This is a genomic window from Xanthobacter sp. BG11Y11_SDJG, from assembly GCF_057364445.1.
Map to the genome: position 1 here is coordinate 1 of NZ_JBNFNU010000059.1, position 15987 is coordinate 15987.

Consider the following 15987-nt stretch of genomic DNA (forward strand, 5'->3'; position numbering starts at 1 on the left):
CCGCCCGGGCCGGCGACGCCTGCGCGCCCCCAGCACCGGCTCGTGCCGCATCCCCGTCCCCGCCGCGCCCGCCTTTCGCCATCGATGACACCTCTCTGCGCCGCGCCGGGCCATTCCCTCGTCTTGCACCACCCAAATGGGCGGAAAGTGAGGAGCCGGGAGAGCGCGAACCGGGCGCCCCTGCGGCAGCATCGGCCGCCGCCGCATAAAGCCGGGTTAAGCCGGCGTGGGGATTTTTTGGCCAAGCGTGTCGGGGCGGGGTGTGGGCCTGCGTCCTTGAGGCATGCGGCACGAGCCGCGCCAAGGGAGCAAGCGCATGTCGTATGTGGATGGCTTCGTCGTTCCGGTGCCGAAGGACAAGATCGGCGCCTATCTTGATCACGCCCGCGCCGCCGGCGAGATCTGGAAGAGCTATGGCGCACTCGCCTTCGTGGAATGCGTCGGCGAGGACGTGCCCTATGGCGAGCTGACCTCCTTCCCCCGCGCGGTTCAGGCCACGGACGAGGAGACGGTGGTGTTCTCCTGGATCGTCTATGCCGACCGCGCCCAACGCGATGCAGTGTTGGCGAAGGTGATGGCGGACGAGCGCATCAAGGCCTCCATGGAGCAGATGCCGTTCGACACCCGGCGCATGATCTTCGGCGGGTTCGAGGCCAAGGTCGAGCTATAGGGGGCGCAGCGGCGGATGTGCCGCGCCCTCCCTCCCGGACCGCCCGGACTGGGAGGGGAGCGCTGTCCCGGTGTGCGGCCGGCCGCGGCGTCGTTCAGCTCAGGCCGGCGATGATGCCGTCCGGGGTGACGAAGATGTCGTGGGCGGCGGGCTTCGAGGGCAGGCCCGGCATGGTCATGATATCGCCCGCCAGCGCCACCACGAAGCCCGCCCCGGCGGAAAGGCGCACCTCGCGCACCGGCAGCACATGGTCCACCGGCGCATTGCGCAAAGAGGGATCGGCGGAGAAGGAATATTGAGTCTTCGCCATGCACACCGGCAGGGCGCCGAAGCCCTGGGCCTCGAGCTCGGCGAGCTTGGCCCGCGCGGCGGGGGCGAACTCCACCCGCGCCGCGCGGTAGATCTCCCGCGCCACGGTCTCGATCTTGGCGGCGAGCGGCGCGGTGTCCGGGATAGAGGAAGCGGAAGACGCGGCGTCGCCGCGAGCGCCTCCACCTCGCGCGCCAGCGCTCGGCGCCGGCGCGCCGTCCGCCCAGTGCGAGCAGTCGTGGACAGTGACGCCGAGCGGCGCCACCGCCTCGGCGACCGCCGCGCGCTCGGCCTCGGTGTCCGAGGTGAAGCGGTTGAGCGCCACCACCACCGGCAGGCCGAACTTGCGCAGGTTCTCCACGTGGCGCTTGAGGTTGCCGGCGCCCAGCGCCACCGCCTCCGGGTTCGGCGTGCCCAGCTCCTTGAGCGGCACGCCGCCGTGCATCTTCAGCGCCCGCACGGTCGCCACCACCACCGCGGCGGAAGGCTCCAGGCCCGCCTGCCGGCACTTGATGTCGAGGAACTTCTCGGCGCCGAGGTCGGCGCCGAAGCCGGCCTCCGTCACCACGAAGTCGGCGAGCGCCAGGGCGCTCTTGGTGGCGATCACTGAGTTGCAGCCATGGGCGATGTTGGCGAACGGCCCGCCATGCACGAGCGCCGGCGTGCCCTCCATTGTCTGGACGATGTTGGGCTGGAAGGCGTCGCGCAGCAGCGCCACCATGGAGCCCACGCCCTCCAGCTGCTCGGCGCGGACGAGGCGGCGCGCGCGGGTCTGCGCCACCACCATGCGCGAAAGGCGCGCCTCCAGGTCGGACAGGCTTTCGGCGAGGCAGAAGATGGCCATCACCTCGCTCGCCACCGTAATGTCGAAGCCGTCCTCGCGCGGATATCCGTTGGCCGGCCCGCCGAGGCCGACCGTGATGTGCCGCAGCGCGCGGTCGTTGAGGTCCATGACGCGCCGCCAGGCGATGCGCCGGGTGTCGATCTCCAGCGCGTTGCCCCAGTAGACGTGGTTGTCGATCAGCGCCGACAGCAGGTTGTGGGCGGCCGAGATGGCGTGCAGGTCGCCGGTGAAGTGCAGGTTGATGTCCTGCATGGGGATGATCTGGGCGTGGCCGCCGCCCGTTGCGCCGCCCTTGGCGCCGAACACCGGCCCGAGCGAAGGCTCGCGCAGGCAGATGGCGGCCTTCTTGCCGAGCCGCGCCAGCGCGTCGCCGAGGCCGATGGTGGTGGTGGTCTTGCCCTCGCCCGCCGGGGTCGGGCTGATGGCGGTGACGAGGATCAGCTTGCCGCGCGGCCGGTTCGCGAGCGCGCCGACGAAGTCGAGCGCCAGCTTGCCCTTATGCGGCCCGTAGCGGTAGAGCGCCTCGGGCGGGATGGCGAGCTTGCCGGCCACCTCCTCGATCGGCAGCGGCGTGACCCGGCCGGCGATGGCGGCGTCCGAGTTGGGATCGATCGGGCGGGCGGTTCGCTGATGCATGCGGCAGGACCTTCTGGGGCGGGACCCTTGGGTACGCGGAACGGTATGCGGCCTGTCCCGGGCTCTGAATGTTGCAACGGGACGCCGCACACCGCTTTGATTGCTGAAGCCGTCATGCCCCGGCTTGTCCGGGGCATCCACCGGCGGCTTGCTCCGCGGGTCCGCAAGCAGACGCAGATCTTGCCGTGAGGTGGATCCCCCGGACAAGCCGGGGGATGACGGTACGATTTACGGGCCGGGATCACCCTCCAAAGGCGCCGGATTGTGGACGCATCCACGATGCACTGCGGGACGCCGCAAGCGCAATCGGCGCCGCGCCGTTATCCCGCGTGCCGGCGGCGGCGGGCGCCGCCGGTCTCACATGTTGGGATAGTTCGGACCGCCGCCGCCCTCGGGGGCGGTCCAGGTGATGTTCTGGTTCGGGTCCTTGATGTCGCAGGTCTTGCAGTGCACGCAGTTCTGCGCGTTGATCTGGAAGCGCGGGGCGTCGGCCCCTTCCTCCACCCATTCGTAGACCCCCGCCGGGCAGTAGCGGTTGGACGGCCCGGCGAACACGTCGTGCTCGGAGGCCTTCTGCAGCGCCATGTCCTTCACCACGAGATGCACCTGCTGGTCCTCCTCGTGGTTGGTGTTGGAGATGAACACCGAGGACAGCTTGTCGAAGGTCAGCACCCCGTCGGGCTTGGGATAGGCGATGGGCTTGAAGCGCGAGGCGGGCTTGAGCGAGGCCGCGTCCGTCTTGCCGTGCTTGAGCGTGCCGAACAGCGAGGCGCCGAACAGCGTGTTGGTCCACATGTCGAGCGCGCCGAGCGGGATGCCGAGGAAGGTGCCGAAGCGCGACCACAGCGGCTTCACGTTGCGCACCCGCTTCAGGTCCTTGCCCACCGCCGAGCCGCGCCAGGCTGCCTCGTAGCTCGCCAGCTCGTCGGCGCCGCGGCCGGCCTCCAGCGCCTCCACCAGATGCTCCGCCGCCAGCATGCCGGAGAGCACGGCATTGTGGCTGCCCTTGATGCGCGGCACGTTCACGAAGCCGGCGGCGCAGCCCACCAGCAGGCCGCCGGGGAAGGAGAGTCGCGGCACGCTCTGGAAGCCCCCCTCGGTGATGGCGCGCGCGCCATAGGCGATGCGCTTGCCGCCCTCGAACGTGTCGCGGAAGAAGGGGTGGGTCTTGAAGCGCTGGAACTCGTCGAACGGCGAGAGATACGGGTTCTCGTAGTTGAGATGCACCACGTATCCCACCGCCACCTGCTCGTCCTCCATGTGGTAGAGGAAGGCGCCGCCGCCGGTCTTGCCGTCGAGCGGCCAGCCGAAGGCGTGCTGGACGAGGCCGGGCTTGTGCTTCTCCGGCTTGACCTTCCACAGCTCCTTCAGGCCGATGCCGAACTTCGGCGGCTCGGCGTCGCGGTCGAGGTCGAACTTGGCGATCAGCTGCTTGGTGAGGTGGCCGCGCGCGCCCTCGGCGAACACGGTGTAGCGGCCGCGCAGCTCCATGCCGCGGGTGAACTCGGCCTTCATGTCGCCGGTCTTGCTGACGCCCATGTCGCCGGTGGCGATGCCGGTGACGACGCCGTTGCCGTCATAGAGGATCTCGTCGGCGGCGAAGCCCGGATAAATCTCCACGCCGAGCGCCTCGGCCTTCTGGGCGAGGAATCGGCAGACGTTGCCGAGCGAGCCGATATAATTGCCGTGATTGTTCATCAGCGGCGGCATGGCGAAATTGGGCAGGCGGATGCCGCCGGCCGGGCCAAGGAAATAGAAGCGGTCGTCGGTGACCTGGACCGAGACCGGCGCGTCCGCCTCGGTGCGCCAGCCGGGCAAAAGCGCGTCGAGGCCGACCGGATCGATCACGGCCCCGGAGAGGATGTGGGCGCCCACCTCGGAGCCCTTCTCCACCACCACCACCGAGACATCGGACCCGCGCTCGGCGGCGAGCTGCTTCAGGCGGATGGCGGTGGCGAGGCCGGCAGGCCCGGCGCCCACCACCACCACGTCGTAATCCATGCCCTCGCGTTCCGGCAGCTCGGCCTCGCTCATCCCTCAGGCTCCCCTATGCGTCATCGTGCTTTCCCTGGAGTTCTTCCACGGTTGCGGCGCGATGACAATTCGGCAGTTTCCGCAGCGCGGCAATGGCTGGGCAGGCGGAACGGGCAGCCGGTCCCGCGCCGGGTGCCGGGGCGGTGCCGGCAGCGCTTCCCGCGGGGAGAATTGCGCCGGCCCTGGCGCGCCCTATATGATGGGCTCGCCCGCGTTCCCGTTCTTGCCCGGCCCATGCCCGTGATCGATCTGCCCTTCCTCGACATTGATGGCGACCCCGCCGCGACGCGCGTGGTGGTGGCCATGTCGGGCGGCGTGGATTCGTCCGTGGTGGCGGCGCTCCTCGCCCGGGCCGGTTACGCTGTGGTGGGCGTCACGCTCCAGCTCTACGACCACGGCGCGGCGATCCACCGCGCCGGGGCCTGCTGCGCCGGGCAGGACATCTACGACGCCAGCGAAGTGGCGCGCCGGCTCGGTATTCCCCATTACGTGCTCGACTATGAAAGCCGCTTCAAGGAAGAGGTGATCGACCGTTTCGCCGCGAGCTACGCCTCGGGCGCGACGCCCATTCCCTGCGTCGACTGCAACCGCACCGTGAAGTTCCGCGACCTCCTGGCGACCGCCGGCGAGCTGGGCGCGGCGGTGCTCGCCACCGGCCACTACGTCCGCAGCAGCGCCCTGCCGGACGGCCGGCGCGCCTTGTTCCGCGCCGCCGAGGAGGGCCGCGACCAAAGCTATTTCCTTTACGCCACCACGGCGGCGCAGCTCGCCCGGCTGCGCTTTCCCCTCGGCGGGCTCACCAAGCCGCAGGTGCGGGCGCTGGCGGCCGAGTTCGGCCTGGAGGTGGCGGACAAGCCGGACAGCCAGGACATCTGCTTCGTGCCGGGCGGCGACTATACCCAGGTGGTGGAGCGGCTGCGGCCCGAGGCGGCCGAGGCGGGCGACATCGTGCATCTCGACGGGCGGGTCCTCGGCCGCCACCGCGGCGTCATGCACTACACCATCGGCCAGCGGAAGGGCCTCGGCATCGCCACGCCGGAGCCGCTTTACGTGGTGGGGATCGATGCGTCCCAGCGGCAGGTCAAGGTGGGGCCGCGCGCGGCGCTCGCCGTGCGCACGGTGCGCATCGCCGACGTGAACTGGCTCGGCGACGGCCGGTTCGAGGACGCCTGCGCCGCCGGGCAGGAGGTGCACGTGAAGGTGCGCTCCACCCGGCCGCCGCGCCCGGGCGCCTTGCCTGGGCGGACGGTGCTCCGGTGGTGGAACTTGCGGTAGGCGAAGAGGGCGTTGCCCCCGGACAGGCATGCGTGCTTTACGATCAGGGCACGGGTGCCGCCCGCCTTCTGGGCGGGGGCACCATCGTCGGTGCCGAACGCGGCGCGGGCACGGTGGCGCAGGTGGCCTAGGTGCCGGCCCAGGTGCCGGCCCAGGTGGCGGTCGACAGACGGCGTGAGAGGGGTGGGGGATGGCGGTCCAGTACGATCTCGAAGGCCAGAAGCGCGCTTATGCCAAGTGGGCGCCGATCTACGACAAGGTCTATGTGAAGCTGCTGGCGGACGCCCAGCGCAAGGCCGCCCGTGCCGCCGCCGCCTGCGGTCCGCAGATCCTGGAAGTGGGCGTCGGCACCGGGCTGGTGCTGCCTTATTATCCCAAGGGCGCGCAGGTCAGCGGCATCGACCTCTCGTTCGAGATGCTGCAGAAGGCGGTGGAGAAGAAGGTGACACGCGGGCTCGATCAGGTGGGCCTTCTGGCCGCCATGGACGCCTGCTGCCTCGGCTTCGCCGACGCCACCTTCGACGCCGTGACCGTGCCCTTCGTCATCACCCTGGTGCCGGACCCGGAGGGCGCGCTCGACGAGATGCGCCGGGTGCTGAAGCCCGGCGGCGAAATCGTCATCGCCTCCAAGCTCGGTGCCGACGACGGCCCGGCCATGCACATCGAGCAGGCGCTGGCGCCGCTGGTGAAGCGGGTGGGCTGGAGCATCGCCTTCAAGGCCGGCCGCCTGAGGGCCTGGGCCGCGCGCCACCCCGACATGGAGGTGGTGGAGATGAGCCCGGTGTTCCCGGTGGGCTTCTTCAAGCTGGTGCGCATCCGCCGCAAGGCGATGGCCTGACGGACGACGGCTCAAGGGACGCCGCTTTGGCATCCTGAAGCCGATTTGCTGCGGCGAGGCAAAGCGCCGTGCAAGACGGCCGGGTGCGGGCAAAAGCACGAAAGCAAGAGCACGAAAGCAAGGGCACGAGGTCCGGGGCACCGCCGCGCGGCGCTACTTTGGATCGCCCGCGGCCCGGGCGGCCTCCGGCGGCGCCGTGACAGGCAAAGGGCGCCGATCCCGGGAACCGTCATCCTCGCGCGCTGTCCGAGGCTGGATGTCGCCCGCAAGGCCCGAGGCTGAATACAGCGCCAGGCGGGGGCTTTCGAGGCACGGTCGCCCCCCACCGGGGGTGACCGCATTGTGTGGGACCGGAACGCGCCCTGCTCAGGCGAGATAGGCCAGACGGCGGTCGCGCCGGCGATCCTGCACCGGCTGGTAGGCGATGCGCGCATGGTGGGCGCAATAGGGCAGGCCCTGTTTGGTCTTGCCGCCGCAGAAATAGAAGCCGTCCGTGCCCGGCTCGCCCATGGGCCAGCGGCAGGTGCTCTCGGTCAGGTTCATGATGGTGCAGCGCTGGCCCATGGGCACCACATTGTCCGCGGTCTGGGGCGCGGGGGCGGGGGCCTCTTCCGCCATCTGCTCCAGATCGGGCGCCAGCGCCGTATTGCCGTGGGTCATGGGCCGCTGCGGGCGCTCGTCGCGCCGCGGCTCGGCGTCCCGCGCCGGCTTGCGCGGGCGCGTCGCCAGGGGGGCTGTCTTGGCTCGGCCGGAGAGACCGAGACGGTGCACCTTGCCGATCACCGCATTGCGGGTCACTTCGCCCAGTTCTCCCGCGATCTGGCTCGCGGATAGGCCATCGCCCCAAAGCTTCTTCAAAAGCTCGACGCGTTCGTCGGTCCAGCTCATGGCTCGTCTCCTTCTGCCGCATCTTGGGTGGCGCCGGAAACAGGGCGCCGGACGCTGTGCCGCGGCGCCGCCACGCCGCCCGGACATGCCGGACTCCTCCCGCGAGCCCCCGCGCGTCATCGCGCGGGAGTCGGCCACAATCACCGCCCCGTGGAAGAGTGGCGCACGATATGTCGTGGCCAACTGAAAATTAACCTACAATATGCACGCGCAGGGGGACAGGCTCCCGATTCGGTGGCCGGCCGTTTTCCCCAGGTCGTTGCACGCGGGACTCACCTTTCTGTGGACTGCCGGTCCCGGCACCGCGCCCCCGCCATCCGGGAGCGGGCGGCCGCCATGTTGACCTCGCGCGCGTGATCATTAGTATTGCCAAAGTTGTCGGGCCGCCCCCCGCTTGGGCGGCCCTTTTTAGTTTCCGGCCACCTACGAGCCGGCTCAGGGGTAGTCTCCGTCCGCACGGGCCTCGAAGACCGCGTCTTGAAGGAAGCGATGTCTTGAAGGGCACGGGTGGCGGGTCCGCCCCGCACTGGAGGAAGCCGTGATCTCCGCCGTCCTGCCGACCTATGCGCGCATCGACCTCGAATTTGAACGGGGAGAGGGCTCGTGGCTCGTCACGACGGACGGGCGACGTTTTCTCGACTTCACCGCCGGCATCGCGGTGAACATCCTCGGCCATGCCCATCCCGGCCTTGCGGCGGCGCTCGCCGCGCAGGCGGACAAGCTGTGGCACGTCTCGAACCTGTTCCGCATTCCCGGCGGCGAGCGCCTGGCCGAGCGGCTGCGCGCGGCGACCTTCGCCGACACGGTGTTCTTCACCAATTCCGGTGCCGAGGCGCTGGAATGCGCCATCAAGATGGCGCGCAAATACCAGTACGCGTCGGGCCATCCGGAGAAGAACCGCATCATCACCTTCGAGGGCGCGTTCCACGGCCGCACGCTGGCGACGCTCGCCGCCGGCGGCAGCGCGAAATATCTGGAAGGCTTCGGCCCGGACCTGCCGGGCTTCGACCAGGTGCCGTTCGGCGACCTCGACGCGGTGCGCGCGGCGATCACGCCCGAGACCGGCGCCATCCTGGTGGAGCCGGTGCAGGGAGAGGGCGGCGTGCGCGTGCCTCCGATCGCCTTCCTCAAGGGCCTGCGCGCGCTGTGCGACGAGCACGGTCTGCTGCTGGTGCTGGACGAGGTGCAGTCCGGCGTCGGCCGCACCGGGCGCCTGTTCGCGCACGAATGGGCCGGCATCACCCCCGACATCATGGCGGTGGCCAAGGGCATCGGCGGCGGCTTCCCGCTCGGCGCGTGCCTCGCCACCGAGGAGGCGGCCAAGGGCATGACGCTCGGCACCCACGGGTCCACCTATGGCGGCAACCCGCTCGCCATGGCAGTGGGCAATGCGGTGCTCGACCACGTGCTGGCCGAAGGGTTCCTCGACCACGTGAACACGGTCGCCGGGCGCTTTACCCAGCGGCTTGCAGAGATCAAGGACCGGCATCCCGCCATCATCGCCGAGGTGCGCGGTCAGGGCCTCCTCATGGGCCTGAAGGCCAACGTGCCGGCGGGCGACCTGGTGGTGGCGCTGCGCCAGGAGGGGCTGCTCGCCCCCGGTGCCGGCGACAATGTGGTCCGGCTCTTGCCTCCGCTCAATGTGAGCGAGGAGGAGGCGCTGCTGGCCGCCGACAAGATCGAGGCGGCCTGCGTCAGGCTGGAGAAGAGCTTCGCTCCGACCAGGGGGGCGGCGGAATGAAGGCCGGCGGAAAGACCAGGGCGGCGATCGGCAAGGCCAACGGGCATGCCAAGACCAACGGCACGGCGGCGGTCGTGTCTGGCGGCGCGCGCCACTTCCTCGACCTGTCGGATATCCCGGCCGGCGAGCTCAGGCGCGTGCTGGAACTGTCCAAGACTGACGGCGCGCGGCGCGCGGCGACGAGGCGCGCCCGCTCGCCGGCAAGTCGCTCGCCATGGTGTTCGACAAGCCCTCCACCCGCACCCGCGTGTCGTTCGACCTCGCCATGCGCCAGCTCGGCGGCGAGACGATCATGCTCACCGGCCAGGAGATGCAGCTCGGACGCGGCGAATCCATCGCCGACACCGCCCGCGTTCTGTCGCGCTTCGTCGACGCCATCATGATCCGCATCCTGGAGCATGACGACCTGATGGAGCTGGCGCAGTATGCCACCGTGCCGGTCATCAACGGCCTCACGCGCCTGTCGCATCCCTGCCAGGTGATGGCGGACGTGATGACCTTCGAGGAACACCGCGGTCCCATCGCCGGCCGTAAGGTGGCCTGGACGGGCGATTTCAACAATGTGCTCGCCTCCTGGATCCACGCCGCCGAGCGCTTCGACTTCGCGATGACGGTGGCGACGCCCAAGGAACTGCCGCCGAGCCCGGCGATCCGGGATTTCGTGAAGCGCAACAAGGCCAAGGTCACGTTCATGCGCGACCCCGAGGAGGCGGTGGAAGGCGCGGACTGCGTCCTCACCGACACCTGGGTCTCCATGGGCGACGAGGAGGCCGAGCGGCTGCGCCACAATCTGCTGAAGCCCTACCAGGTCAACGCCGCCCTCATGGCGCGCGCCCGCAAGGACGCCATCTTCATGCACTGCCTGCCGGCCCATCGCGGCGAGGAAGTCACCGACGAAGTGATGGACGGGCCGCAGTCCGTGGTGTTCGATGAAGCCGAGAATCGGCTGCACGCGCAGAAGGGCATCCTCGCCTGGTGCTTCGACGCGGCCGGCCGATGAGCGGCGGGTGAAGCGGCAAGAAAAGCGGCAAGAAAAGCGCGGGTGAGGTCTCATCATGGGTGCTGAGCGGTCTCGGAGCGCCTCGGGCGTGGCGACGGACGACATCATCACCCCGTTCCAGGTGGATGCGCTCGACCTGCGCGGCCGCGCCGTACGGCTCGGGCCGACGCTGGATGCGGTGCTGGCGCATCACGATTATCCGGCGGCGGTGAAGCGCGTGGTCGGCGAGGCGGTGGCGCTCGCCGTGCTGCTCGGATCGTCGCTGAAGTTCGAGGGCCGCTTCATCCTCCAGACCCAGACTGACGGGCCGGTGGACATGGTGGTTGCGGACTTCGTGAGCCCGGACAAGATCCGTGCCTATGCCCGCTTCGACAAGGACGCGCTCGCCGAGGCCGAGACCCGCAACGCCACCTCCCCGGCGGCGCTGCTGGGCAAGGGCCACCTCGCCATGACCATCGACCAGGGCATCTCCGCCAACCGCTACCAGGGCGTGGTGGCGCTGGACGGCTCGGGCCTGGAGGCGGCGGCGCATGAGTATTTCATGCAGTCCGAGCAGATTCCCACCCGCGTGCGCCTCGCCGTGGGCGAGGAGGTGCGCGCCGGCGGCGCCGCCTCCTCCTGGCGCGCCGGCGGGCTCATCGCCCAGTTTCTGCCGCAGGACGCGAGTCGCGCCCGCATGGCCGACCTGCCGGGAGGCGACGCGCCGGAGGGCGCCGAGCCGCACGAACTGGCGGAGGACGACGCCTGGGTGGAGGCGCGCTCGCTGGTCGGCACGCTGGAGGACGTGGAGCTGATCGACCGCGACCTGTCCAGCGAACGCCTGCTCTATCGCCTGTTCCACGAGCGCGGCGTGCGCGTGTTCGACACCCTCGCGGTGGCGGCCCACTGCTCCTGCTCGCGCGAGCGCGTCGCCGGCGTCCTCGCCTCCTTCACCCGTGACGAGCGGCGCGACATGATCCAGGACGACGGTAAGGTGACCGTCACCTGCGAGTTCTGCGGCCGCGTCTACGGCTTTTCCGCCGAGGAAGTCCTGGGCGAGACGCACTCCTAAGGCGCACGTCCGGAGCAACGGACCGGGCAGGGGCCAACCGGAGAGGACACCCTCCGAGGCCAAGCCGTCCCGCGGACCATGCAGGCCGGCCTTGCCCCGGACCGGCCAGCGGACTTCCCGCTGGCGCGGACGCCGAGCAAAAGGCACCATTCGCGCTGCTTCGCCGTGCGGGGGTAGGGACATCGATGACACGCGGCCCGGAGGATCATCGAGAAGCCGACGCCGCGACGGCGGCGAGTGAACCCCGGCTGACGCCGCTGGGCGGAGAGTTCGCCGACCGCGCGCTTGAGCGACGCTTCCGGATCGACCGCTTCGCCGACTTCCGCCGCAATGCGCGCCTCCTGTTCGCGCTTTCGACCGCGCTCAACGCGGCCTTCCTGGTGAGCGACTGGCGCTTTGCCGGCACGGACCATTTCTACGTCGCCATTCCCGCGCGCCTCGCCGTGGTTGCGGTCTCGCTGCTGTGCCTCGGCCTGGCGCAGACCGCCGTGTCCGTCCGCGGCATCTATCTCATCTCCGTGCTCTGGCAGTGGGTGACGGCGGCCGGCGTGGCGGTGCTGGTCAGTTCGCGCAGCGACCTTGCTTTGTTCGTGGTGCTGCTGCTGCCGATGGTGTTCTACCTGACGGTGCCGCTGCCCTTTCTGTGGACGTTGATCGGCGGCGTCGGCGCCAGCGTGCTGATGCTCGCGGGCTATATCGACCCTGCGGCCGGCTGGCGCCTTGGCGTCGGGCTCTGCCTCGCTTTGGCGGTGCTCAACTGGGCGCTGCTGCTCATGGTCTCGCGCGCCAACCGGCTCGACCGGCGCCAATGGGCCGCGATCCAGGCCGAGCGCCGCGCCAATGCGCGCCTCTCCGAGAGCGAGAACATCCTGGAAAAGACCTTCCAGGCGGTGCCGGTGCCGCTCGTTGTCACCACCCTGAAGGACGGGCGGATCCTCAGATACAACGACGTGGCCGCCCGCTTCTACGGCGCCCCCGAGAGCAAGCATCTGGGCACCAGCATCCTGCGGGTCTATGACGACCCCGCAATCCGCGAGCGCCTGGTGCGGCACCTGGAGGCGGAAGGCTCCCTCAGCGGCTTCGAGACCGGATCCGGCTCGCGGACGGCAGCATGCGCGACGTGATGCTGGCCGCCCGCCTGACCGAGATGGAGGGCACGCCCTGCATCGTCGCGGCGGTGATCGACCTCTCCGAGCGCCTCGCCGCCGAGCAGAAGGCGCGCCACGCGGCGGCGCACGACGCCCTCACCGGCCTGCCCAACCGCGCCGCCTTCCAGGACCACCTCGAGCGGGCCTTCCGGGAACGCCGCCTGGAGCAGGGCGTATGCCTGCTGATGGTCGATCTCGACGGCCTGAAGGACGTGAACGACACGCTCGGCCACGACGCCGGCGACGTGCTCATCATGGAGACCGCCCACCGGCTTTCGCTCGTGGTGGGCGAGCGGGCCACGCTGGCGCGCTTCGGCGGCGATGAATTCGTGGTGCTGCTGCGCGCCAGGGACGCGCTCGCCGCCGGCCAGCGCCTCGCCCAGGCCATCATCTCGGAACTGCGCCGGCCGGTGCAGCACGAGGGGCGCCAGCTCTCCACCCGCGCTAGCGTCGGCATCGCCGCCTGCCCGGAGCACGACCTGGCCCCGGCCGAGCTGATGAAGGATGCGGACCTCGCGCTCTACACCGCCAAGCAGCAGGGGCGGAACCGGGCGGTGGTGTTTGCGCCGGCCATGCGCCATGCGGTCTCCGAGCGCGTCTCGCTCTCGCGCGACATCGCCGCCGCCCTCGCCGAAGACCAGATCCACCCCTACTACCAGCCGAAGATCAGCCTCGCCACCGGCCGGCTGATCGGCTTCGAGGCGCTGGTGCGCTGGCGCCGCGACGCGCAGACGGTGCTCGCCCCCGCGGCCTTCAGCCTGGCCATGGAGGACGCGGAACTGGCCTTCACCATCGGCGAGCGCATGGCGCGGCGCGTCGCGTCGGACGTGCGCGGCTGGCTGGAGGCGGGCTACGAGATCGGGCGGGTGGCGATCAACGTTTCGCCGGCCCAGTTCACTCACCGCGAACTCGGGACCTCGCTGCTGCGCCACTTCCACGCCGCCGGCGTCGAGGCGCACCACTTCGACGTGGAGATCACCGAGACGGTGTTTCTCGGACGCAATTCCGACTTCGTGGCGCCGATCCTGGACGAACTCTATCGGGCCGGTGTGCGCATCGCGCTCGACGACTTCGGCACCGGCTATGCGGGCTTCACGCACCTGAAGCAACTGCCCATCGACACCATCAAGATCGACCAGAGCTTCGTGAAGGACATCGAGCAGGACGCCTTCGACACGGCCATCGTCTGCGCGGTGATCGAACTCGGCCGCAATCTCGGCATGCAGGTGGTGGCCGAGGGCGTGGAGACCGTGGGGCAGGCCCGCTTCCTCAAGGCCCGGGGCTGCGAACTGGCGCAGGGCTATCTCTTCGCGCGCCCCATGCCGGCGGCCGACGTGTCGGCCTTTCTGCGCGCCGAGGGCCGCAGACCCTGGCTGCGCGCGTCGCCCTGATTGCCTGACGAGCGCCCCATGTCGTGACTGCGACAGGGGGGGATTTTCCGCGCCCGCCCCAAATGACCTTTTATTCAATGGCTTGCCGGAAGCCGTCGGCGGCCCCGATCTTGCTCCATCCCCTCGTTCCGCAACCGGTTGCGGGCCGAATTCCCCGCACGTCGGCGCGGGGAAGGGGGAGGGAAGCCGGAGGACAGGCGGGGGGTGGCGCAATGCCATTCCCCGCCGAACCTGCGAATCGTGCCCCAAGGGCTGCGACTTTGGTCGCGCCCGGAGCCGCCGCAAGCTGCCCGCAAACCGTTGAAGATGCGGCATTATGACGTCTCAGATCGGAAATCTTCCGAGCGCTTGCGGGCCCTCAAGCCAAATAAACAAGCAATATCAATATAAGCCTAATTAATAGGCTCGCATGCCGTCACGATGAGCACGACATGCGAATAAATCTAAATCAAAGTGTCCGTAATCAGACAAAAGCCGACGGAGGAACCGCCCTAGGGTGACGGAGGCCGTGCCATGATCGACGACAAGACCGTCTTTTCCGCGCGCGATGCGGGTGCTCCGGCGAGTGCCCAGAGCGGTATCCATTCCGCGGTTCTTCCCGCCGCCCACGCCAATGGGCATCCCGCCCCGCAGGTGCCGCTGGTCGCCTTGAGCGACGTGGCGCTGACCGGCATCTACGAAATCTCGAAGATCCTGACCGCGCCGAACCGGCTGGAGACCACCCTCGCCAGCGTGGTCAACCTGCTCTCCTCCTTCATGCAGATGCGGCACGGGGTGATCTCGCTGCTCGCCGACGACGGCATTCCCGACATCACCGTCGGCGTCGGCTGGAACGAGGGCACGGACGAGCGCTACCGCGCGCGCCTGCCGGAGAAGGCGATCGGCCAGATCGTTGCCACCGCGGTGCCGCTGGTGGCCGAGAACGTGGCGACCCACCCCGCCTTCAGCCCCGCCGACGCCATGGCGCTCGGCGCCACCGACGAGGTGCGGGTCTCCTTCATCGGCGTGCCGATCCGCGTCGGCGGCCGGGTGATCGGCACCCTCACCATCGACCGGGTGTGGGATGGCCGGTCGGTGTTCCGGCTCGATTCCGACGTGCGCTTCCTCACCATGGTGGCCAACCTGATCGCCCAGACCGTGCAATTGCACCGGGTGGTGACGCGTGACCGTGAGCGCCTGATGGCCGAAAGCGGGCGGCTGCAGAAGGAATTGTCGGCCCTGAAGCCGGCGGTGCGCGAGCGCAAGCGGGTGCTGGTGGACGGCATCATCGGCGAGAGCCCGGAGCTGCGCCAGCTGCTCGACAAGATCACCATCGTCGCGAAGTCCCATTCCCCCGTGCTGCTGCGCGGCGAGAGCGGCACCGGCAAGGAACTGATCGCCAAGGCGATCCACGAACTCTCCAGCCGCGCCAAGGGACCATTCATCAAGGTCAACTGCGCGGCGCTGCCGGAGAGCGTTCTGGAGAGCGAGCTGTTCGGTCACGAGAAGGGCGCCTTCACCGGCGCGGTCGGCGCCCGCAAGGGGCGCTTCGAGCTGGCCGACAAGGGCACGCTGTTCCTCGACGAGATCGGCGAGATTTCCCCGGCCTTCCAGGCCAAGCTCCTGCGCGTGCTCCAGGAGCAGGAGTTCGAGCGGGTCGGCGGTTCCCAGACCATCAAGGTGAACGTGCGCGTGGTGGCCGCCACCAACAAGAACCTGGAAGAGGCGGTCTCCAAGAACGAGTTCCGCGCCGACCTCTACTACCGCATCACGGTGATCCCGATCCTGGTGCCCTCGCTGCGCGACCGGCGCTCGGACATTCCGCTGCTCGCCGGCGAGTTTCTCGGCCGTTTCAACAAGGAGAATGGCCGCGATCTTTCCTTCGGGCGCGACGCCCTGGAAGTGCTCATGGGCTGCGGCTTTCCCGGCAATGTGCGCGAGCTGGAGAACTGCGTGCAGCGCACCGCCACTTTGGCGCAGGGCGCCGCCATCGGCGCCGCCGATTTCGCCTGCGCCCAGAACGAGTGCCTCTCCGCGCTGCTGTGGAAGAGCTCGCCGCCGCCGGCCTCGCGCCGGCCCATCGACATCCCGCTGCCGGTGGTGGCGCGGCCCAGCGTGCGCCCCGCGCCCACCGAGATCGGCGAGGCCGGAGCGATGCCGGTCCCGGCGCCGTCGGTCGCCCC

Annotated in this window: 11 protein-coding genes and 1 pseudogene; 9 read left to right on the forward strand and 3 right to left on the reverse strand. The window is 69.7% G+C overall.

The window, feature by feature from the left end; translation table 11 throughout:
* Positions 1–316 precede the first annotated feature (316 nt).
* Positions 317–670 carry a DUF1428 domain-containing protein gene (locus tag AC2W7M_RS07885; RefSeq protein ID WP_486131461.1) on the forward strand — a complete coding sequence of 118 codons (354 nt, stop codon included), beginning with the start codon at positions 317–319 and terminating at the stop codon, positions 668–670.
* A 94-nt stretch (positions 671–764) separates the two neighbouring features.
* On the opposite strand, the gene AC2W7M_RS07890 is transcribed toward AC2W7M_RS07885, so the two are convergent.
* Both AC2W7M_RS07890 and AC2W7M_RS07895 read right to left on the reverse strand, forming a co-directional pair.
* Positions 765–2459, reverse strand: a complete 1695-nt coding sequence (locus AC2W7M_RS07890; RefSeq protein ID WP_486131463.1) for a formate--tetrahydrofolate ligase — start codon at positions 2457–2459, stop codon at positions 765–767.
* A 357-nt stretch (positions 2460–2816) separates the two neighbouring features.
* Positions 2817–4493 carry an electron transfer flavoprotein-ubiquinone oxidoreductase gene (locus tag AC2W7M_RS07895; protein WP_486131465.1) on the reverse strand — a complete coding sequence of 559 codons (1677 nt, stop codon included), beginning with the start codon at positions 4491–4493 and terminating at the stop codon, positions 2817–2819.
* A gap of 234 nt (positions 4494–4727) precedes the next feature.
* Here AC2W7M_RS07895 and mnmA point away from each other — a divergent pair.
* Both mnmA and AC2W7M_RS07905 read left to right on the forward strand, forming a co-directional pair.
* Positions 4728–5899: pseudogene (gene mnmA / locus AC2W7M_RS07900) on the forward strand (tRNA 2-thiouridine(34) synthase MnmA).
* Positions 5900–5958: 59 nt separating this feature from the next.
* The gene (locus tag AC2W7M_RS07905; protein ID WP_486131467.1) at positions 5959–6606 is read left to right on the forward strand and encodes a class I SAM-dependent methyltransferase; all 648 of its coding nucleotides are present in this window, start codon (positions 5959–5961) and stop codon (positions 6604–6606) included.
* Positions 6607–6972: 366 nt separating this feature from the next.
* Here the strand turns inward: AC2W7M_RS07905 and AC2W7M_RS07910 are convergent, their stop codons facing one another.
* Positions 6973–7494 (reverse strand): GcrA family cell cycle regulator, encoded by a 522-nt coding sequence (locus AC2W7M_RS07910; RefSeq protein WP_486131469.1) that lies wholly within the window; start codon positions 7492–7494, stop codon positions 6973–6975.
* Between the two features lie 538 nt (positions 7495–8032).
* Here AC2W7M_RS07910 and AC2W7M_RS07915 point away from each other — a divergent pair.
* From AC2W7M_RS07915 to nifA, 6 genes are all read left to right on the forward strand, one after another.
* Entirely contained in the window at positions 8033–9235 is a 1203-nt protein-coding gene (locus tag AC2W7M_RS07915; protein ID WP_486131470.1) for an acetylornithine transaminase, read from the forward strand.
* Positions 9236–9449: 214 nt separating this feature from the next.
* On the forward strand, positions 9450–10235 hold the full coding sequence (gene argF / locus AC2W7M_RS07920; protein ID WP_486131472.1) for an ornithine carbamoyltransferase: 786 nt from the start codon (positions 9450–9452) through the stop codon (positions 10233–10235).
* A gap of 55 nt (positions 10236–10290) precedes the next feature.
* The gene (locus AC2W7M_RS07925) at positions 10291–11286 is read left to right on the forward strand and encodes an Hsp33 family molecular chaperone (RefSeq protein ID WP_486131474.1); all 996 of its coding nucleotides are present in this window, start codon (positions 10291–10293) and stop codon (positions 11284–11286) included.
* 185 nt (positions 11287–11471) lie between these two features.
* A complete protein-coding gene (locus AC2W7M_RS07930; RefSeq protein ID WP_486131476.1) occupies positions 11472–12410 on the forward strand; it encodes a hypothetical protein in 939 nt (312 codons plus the stop codon).
* The gene (locus AC2W7M_RS07935; protein ID WP_486131478.1) at positions 12398–13825 is read left to right on the forward strand and encodes a putative bifunctional diguanylate cyclase/phosphodiesterase; all 1428 of its coding nucleotides are present in this window, start codon (positions 12398–12400) and stop codon (positions 13823–13825) included. The genes AC2W7M_RS07930 and AC2W7M_RS07935 overlap by 13 nt, the downstream gene beginning before the upstream one ends.
* A gap of 513 nt (positions 13826–14338) precedes the next feature.
* On the forward strand, positions 14339–15987 hold a 1649-nt coding region (gene nifA / locus AC2W7M_RS07940), incomplete at its 3' end, for a nif-specific transcriptional activator NifA (protein WP_486131480.1).

Coding starts and splice junctions, on each gene's coding strand:
- AC2W7M_RS07890 (WP_486131463.1), bottom strand. CDS start 2,459: ATGCATCAGCGAACCGCCCGCCCGATCGATCCCAACTCGGACGCCGCC.
- AC2W7M_RS07885 (WP_486131461.1), top strand. CDS start 317: ATGTCGTATGTGGATGGCTTCGTCGTTCCGGTGCCGAAGGACAAGATC.
- AC2W7M_RS07930 (WP_486131476.1), top strand. CDS start 11,472: ATGACACGCGGCCCGGAGGATCATCGAGAAGCCGACGCCGCGACGGCG.
- AC2W7M_RS07895 (WP_486131465.1), bottom strand. CDS start 4,493: ATGAGCGAGGCCGAGCTGCCGGAACGCGAGGGCATGGATTACGACGTG.
- AC2W7M_RS07905 (WP_486131467.1), top strand. CDS start 5,959: ATGGCGGTCCAGTACGATCTCGAAGGCCAGAAGCGCGCTTATGCCAAG.
- AC2W7M_RS07925 (WP_486131474.1), top strand. CDS start 10,291: ATGGGTGCTGAGCGGTCTCGGAGCGCCTCGGGCGTGGCGACGGACGAC.
- AC2W7M_RS07910 (WP_486131469.1), bottom strand. CDS start 7,494: ATGAGCTGGACCGACGAACGCGTCGAGCTTTTGAAGAAGCTTTGGGGC.
- AC2W7M_RS07935 (WP_486131478.1), top strand. CDS start 12,398: ATGCGCGACGTGATGCTGGCCGCCCGCCTGACCGAGATGGAGGGCACG.
- argF (WP_486131472.1), top strand. CDS start 9,450: ATGGTGTTCGACAAGCCCTCCACCCGCACCCGCGTGTCGTTCGACCTC.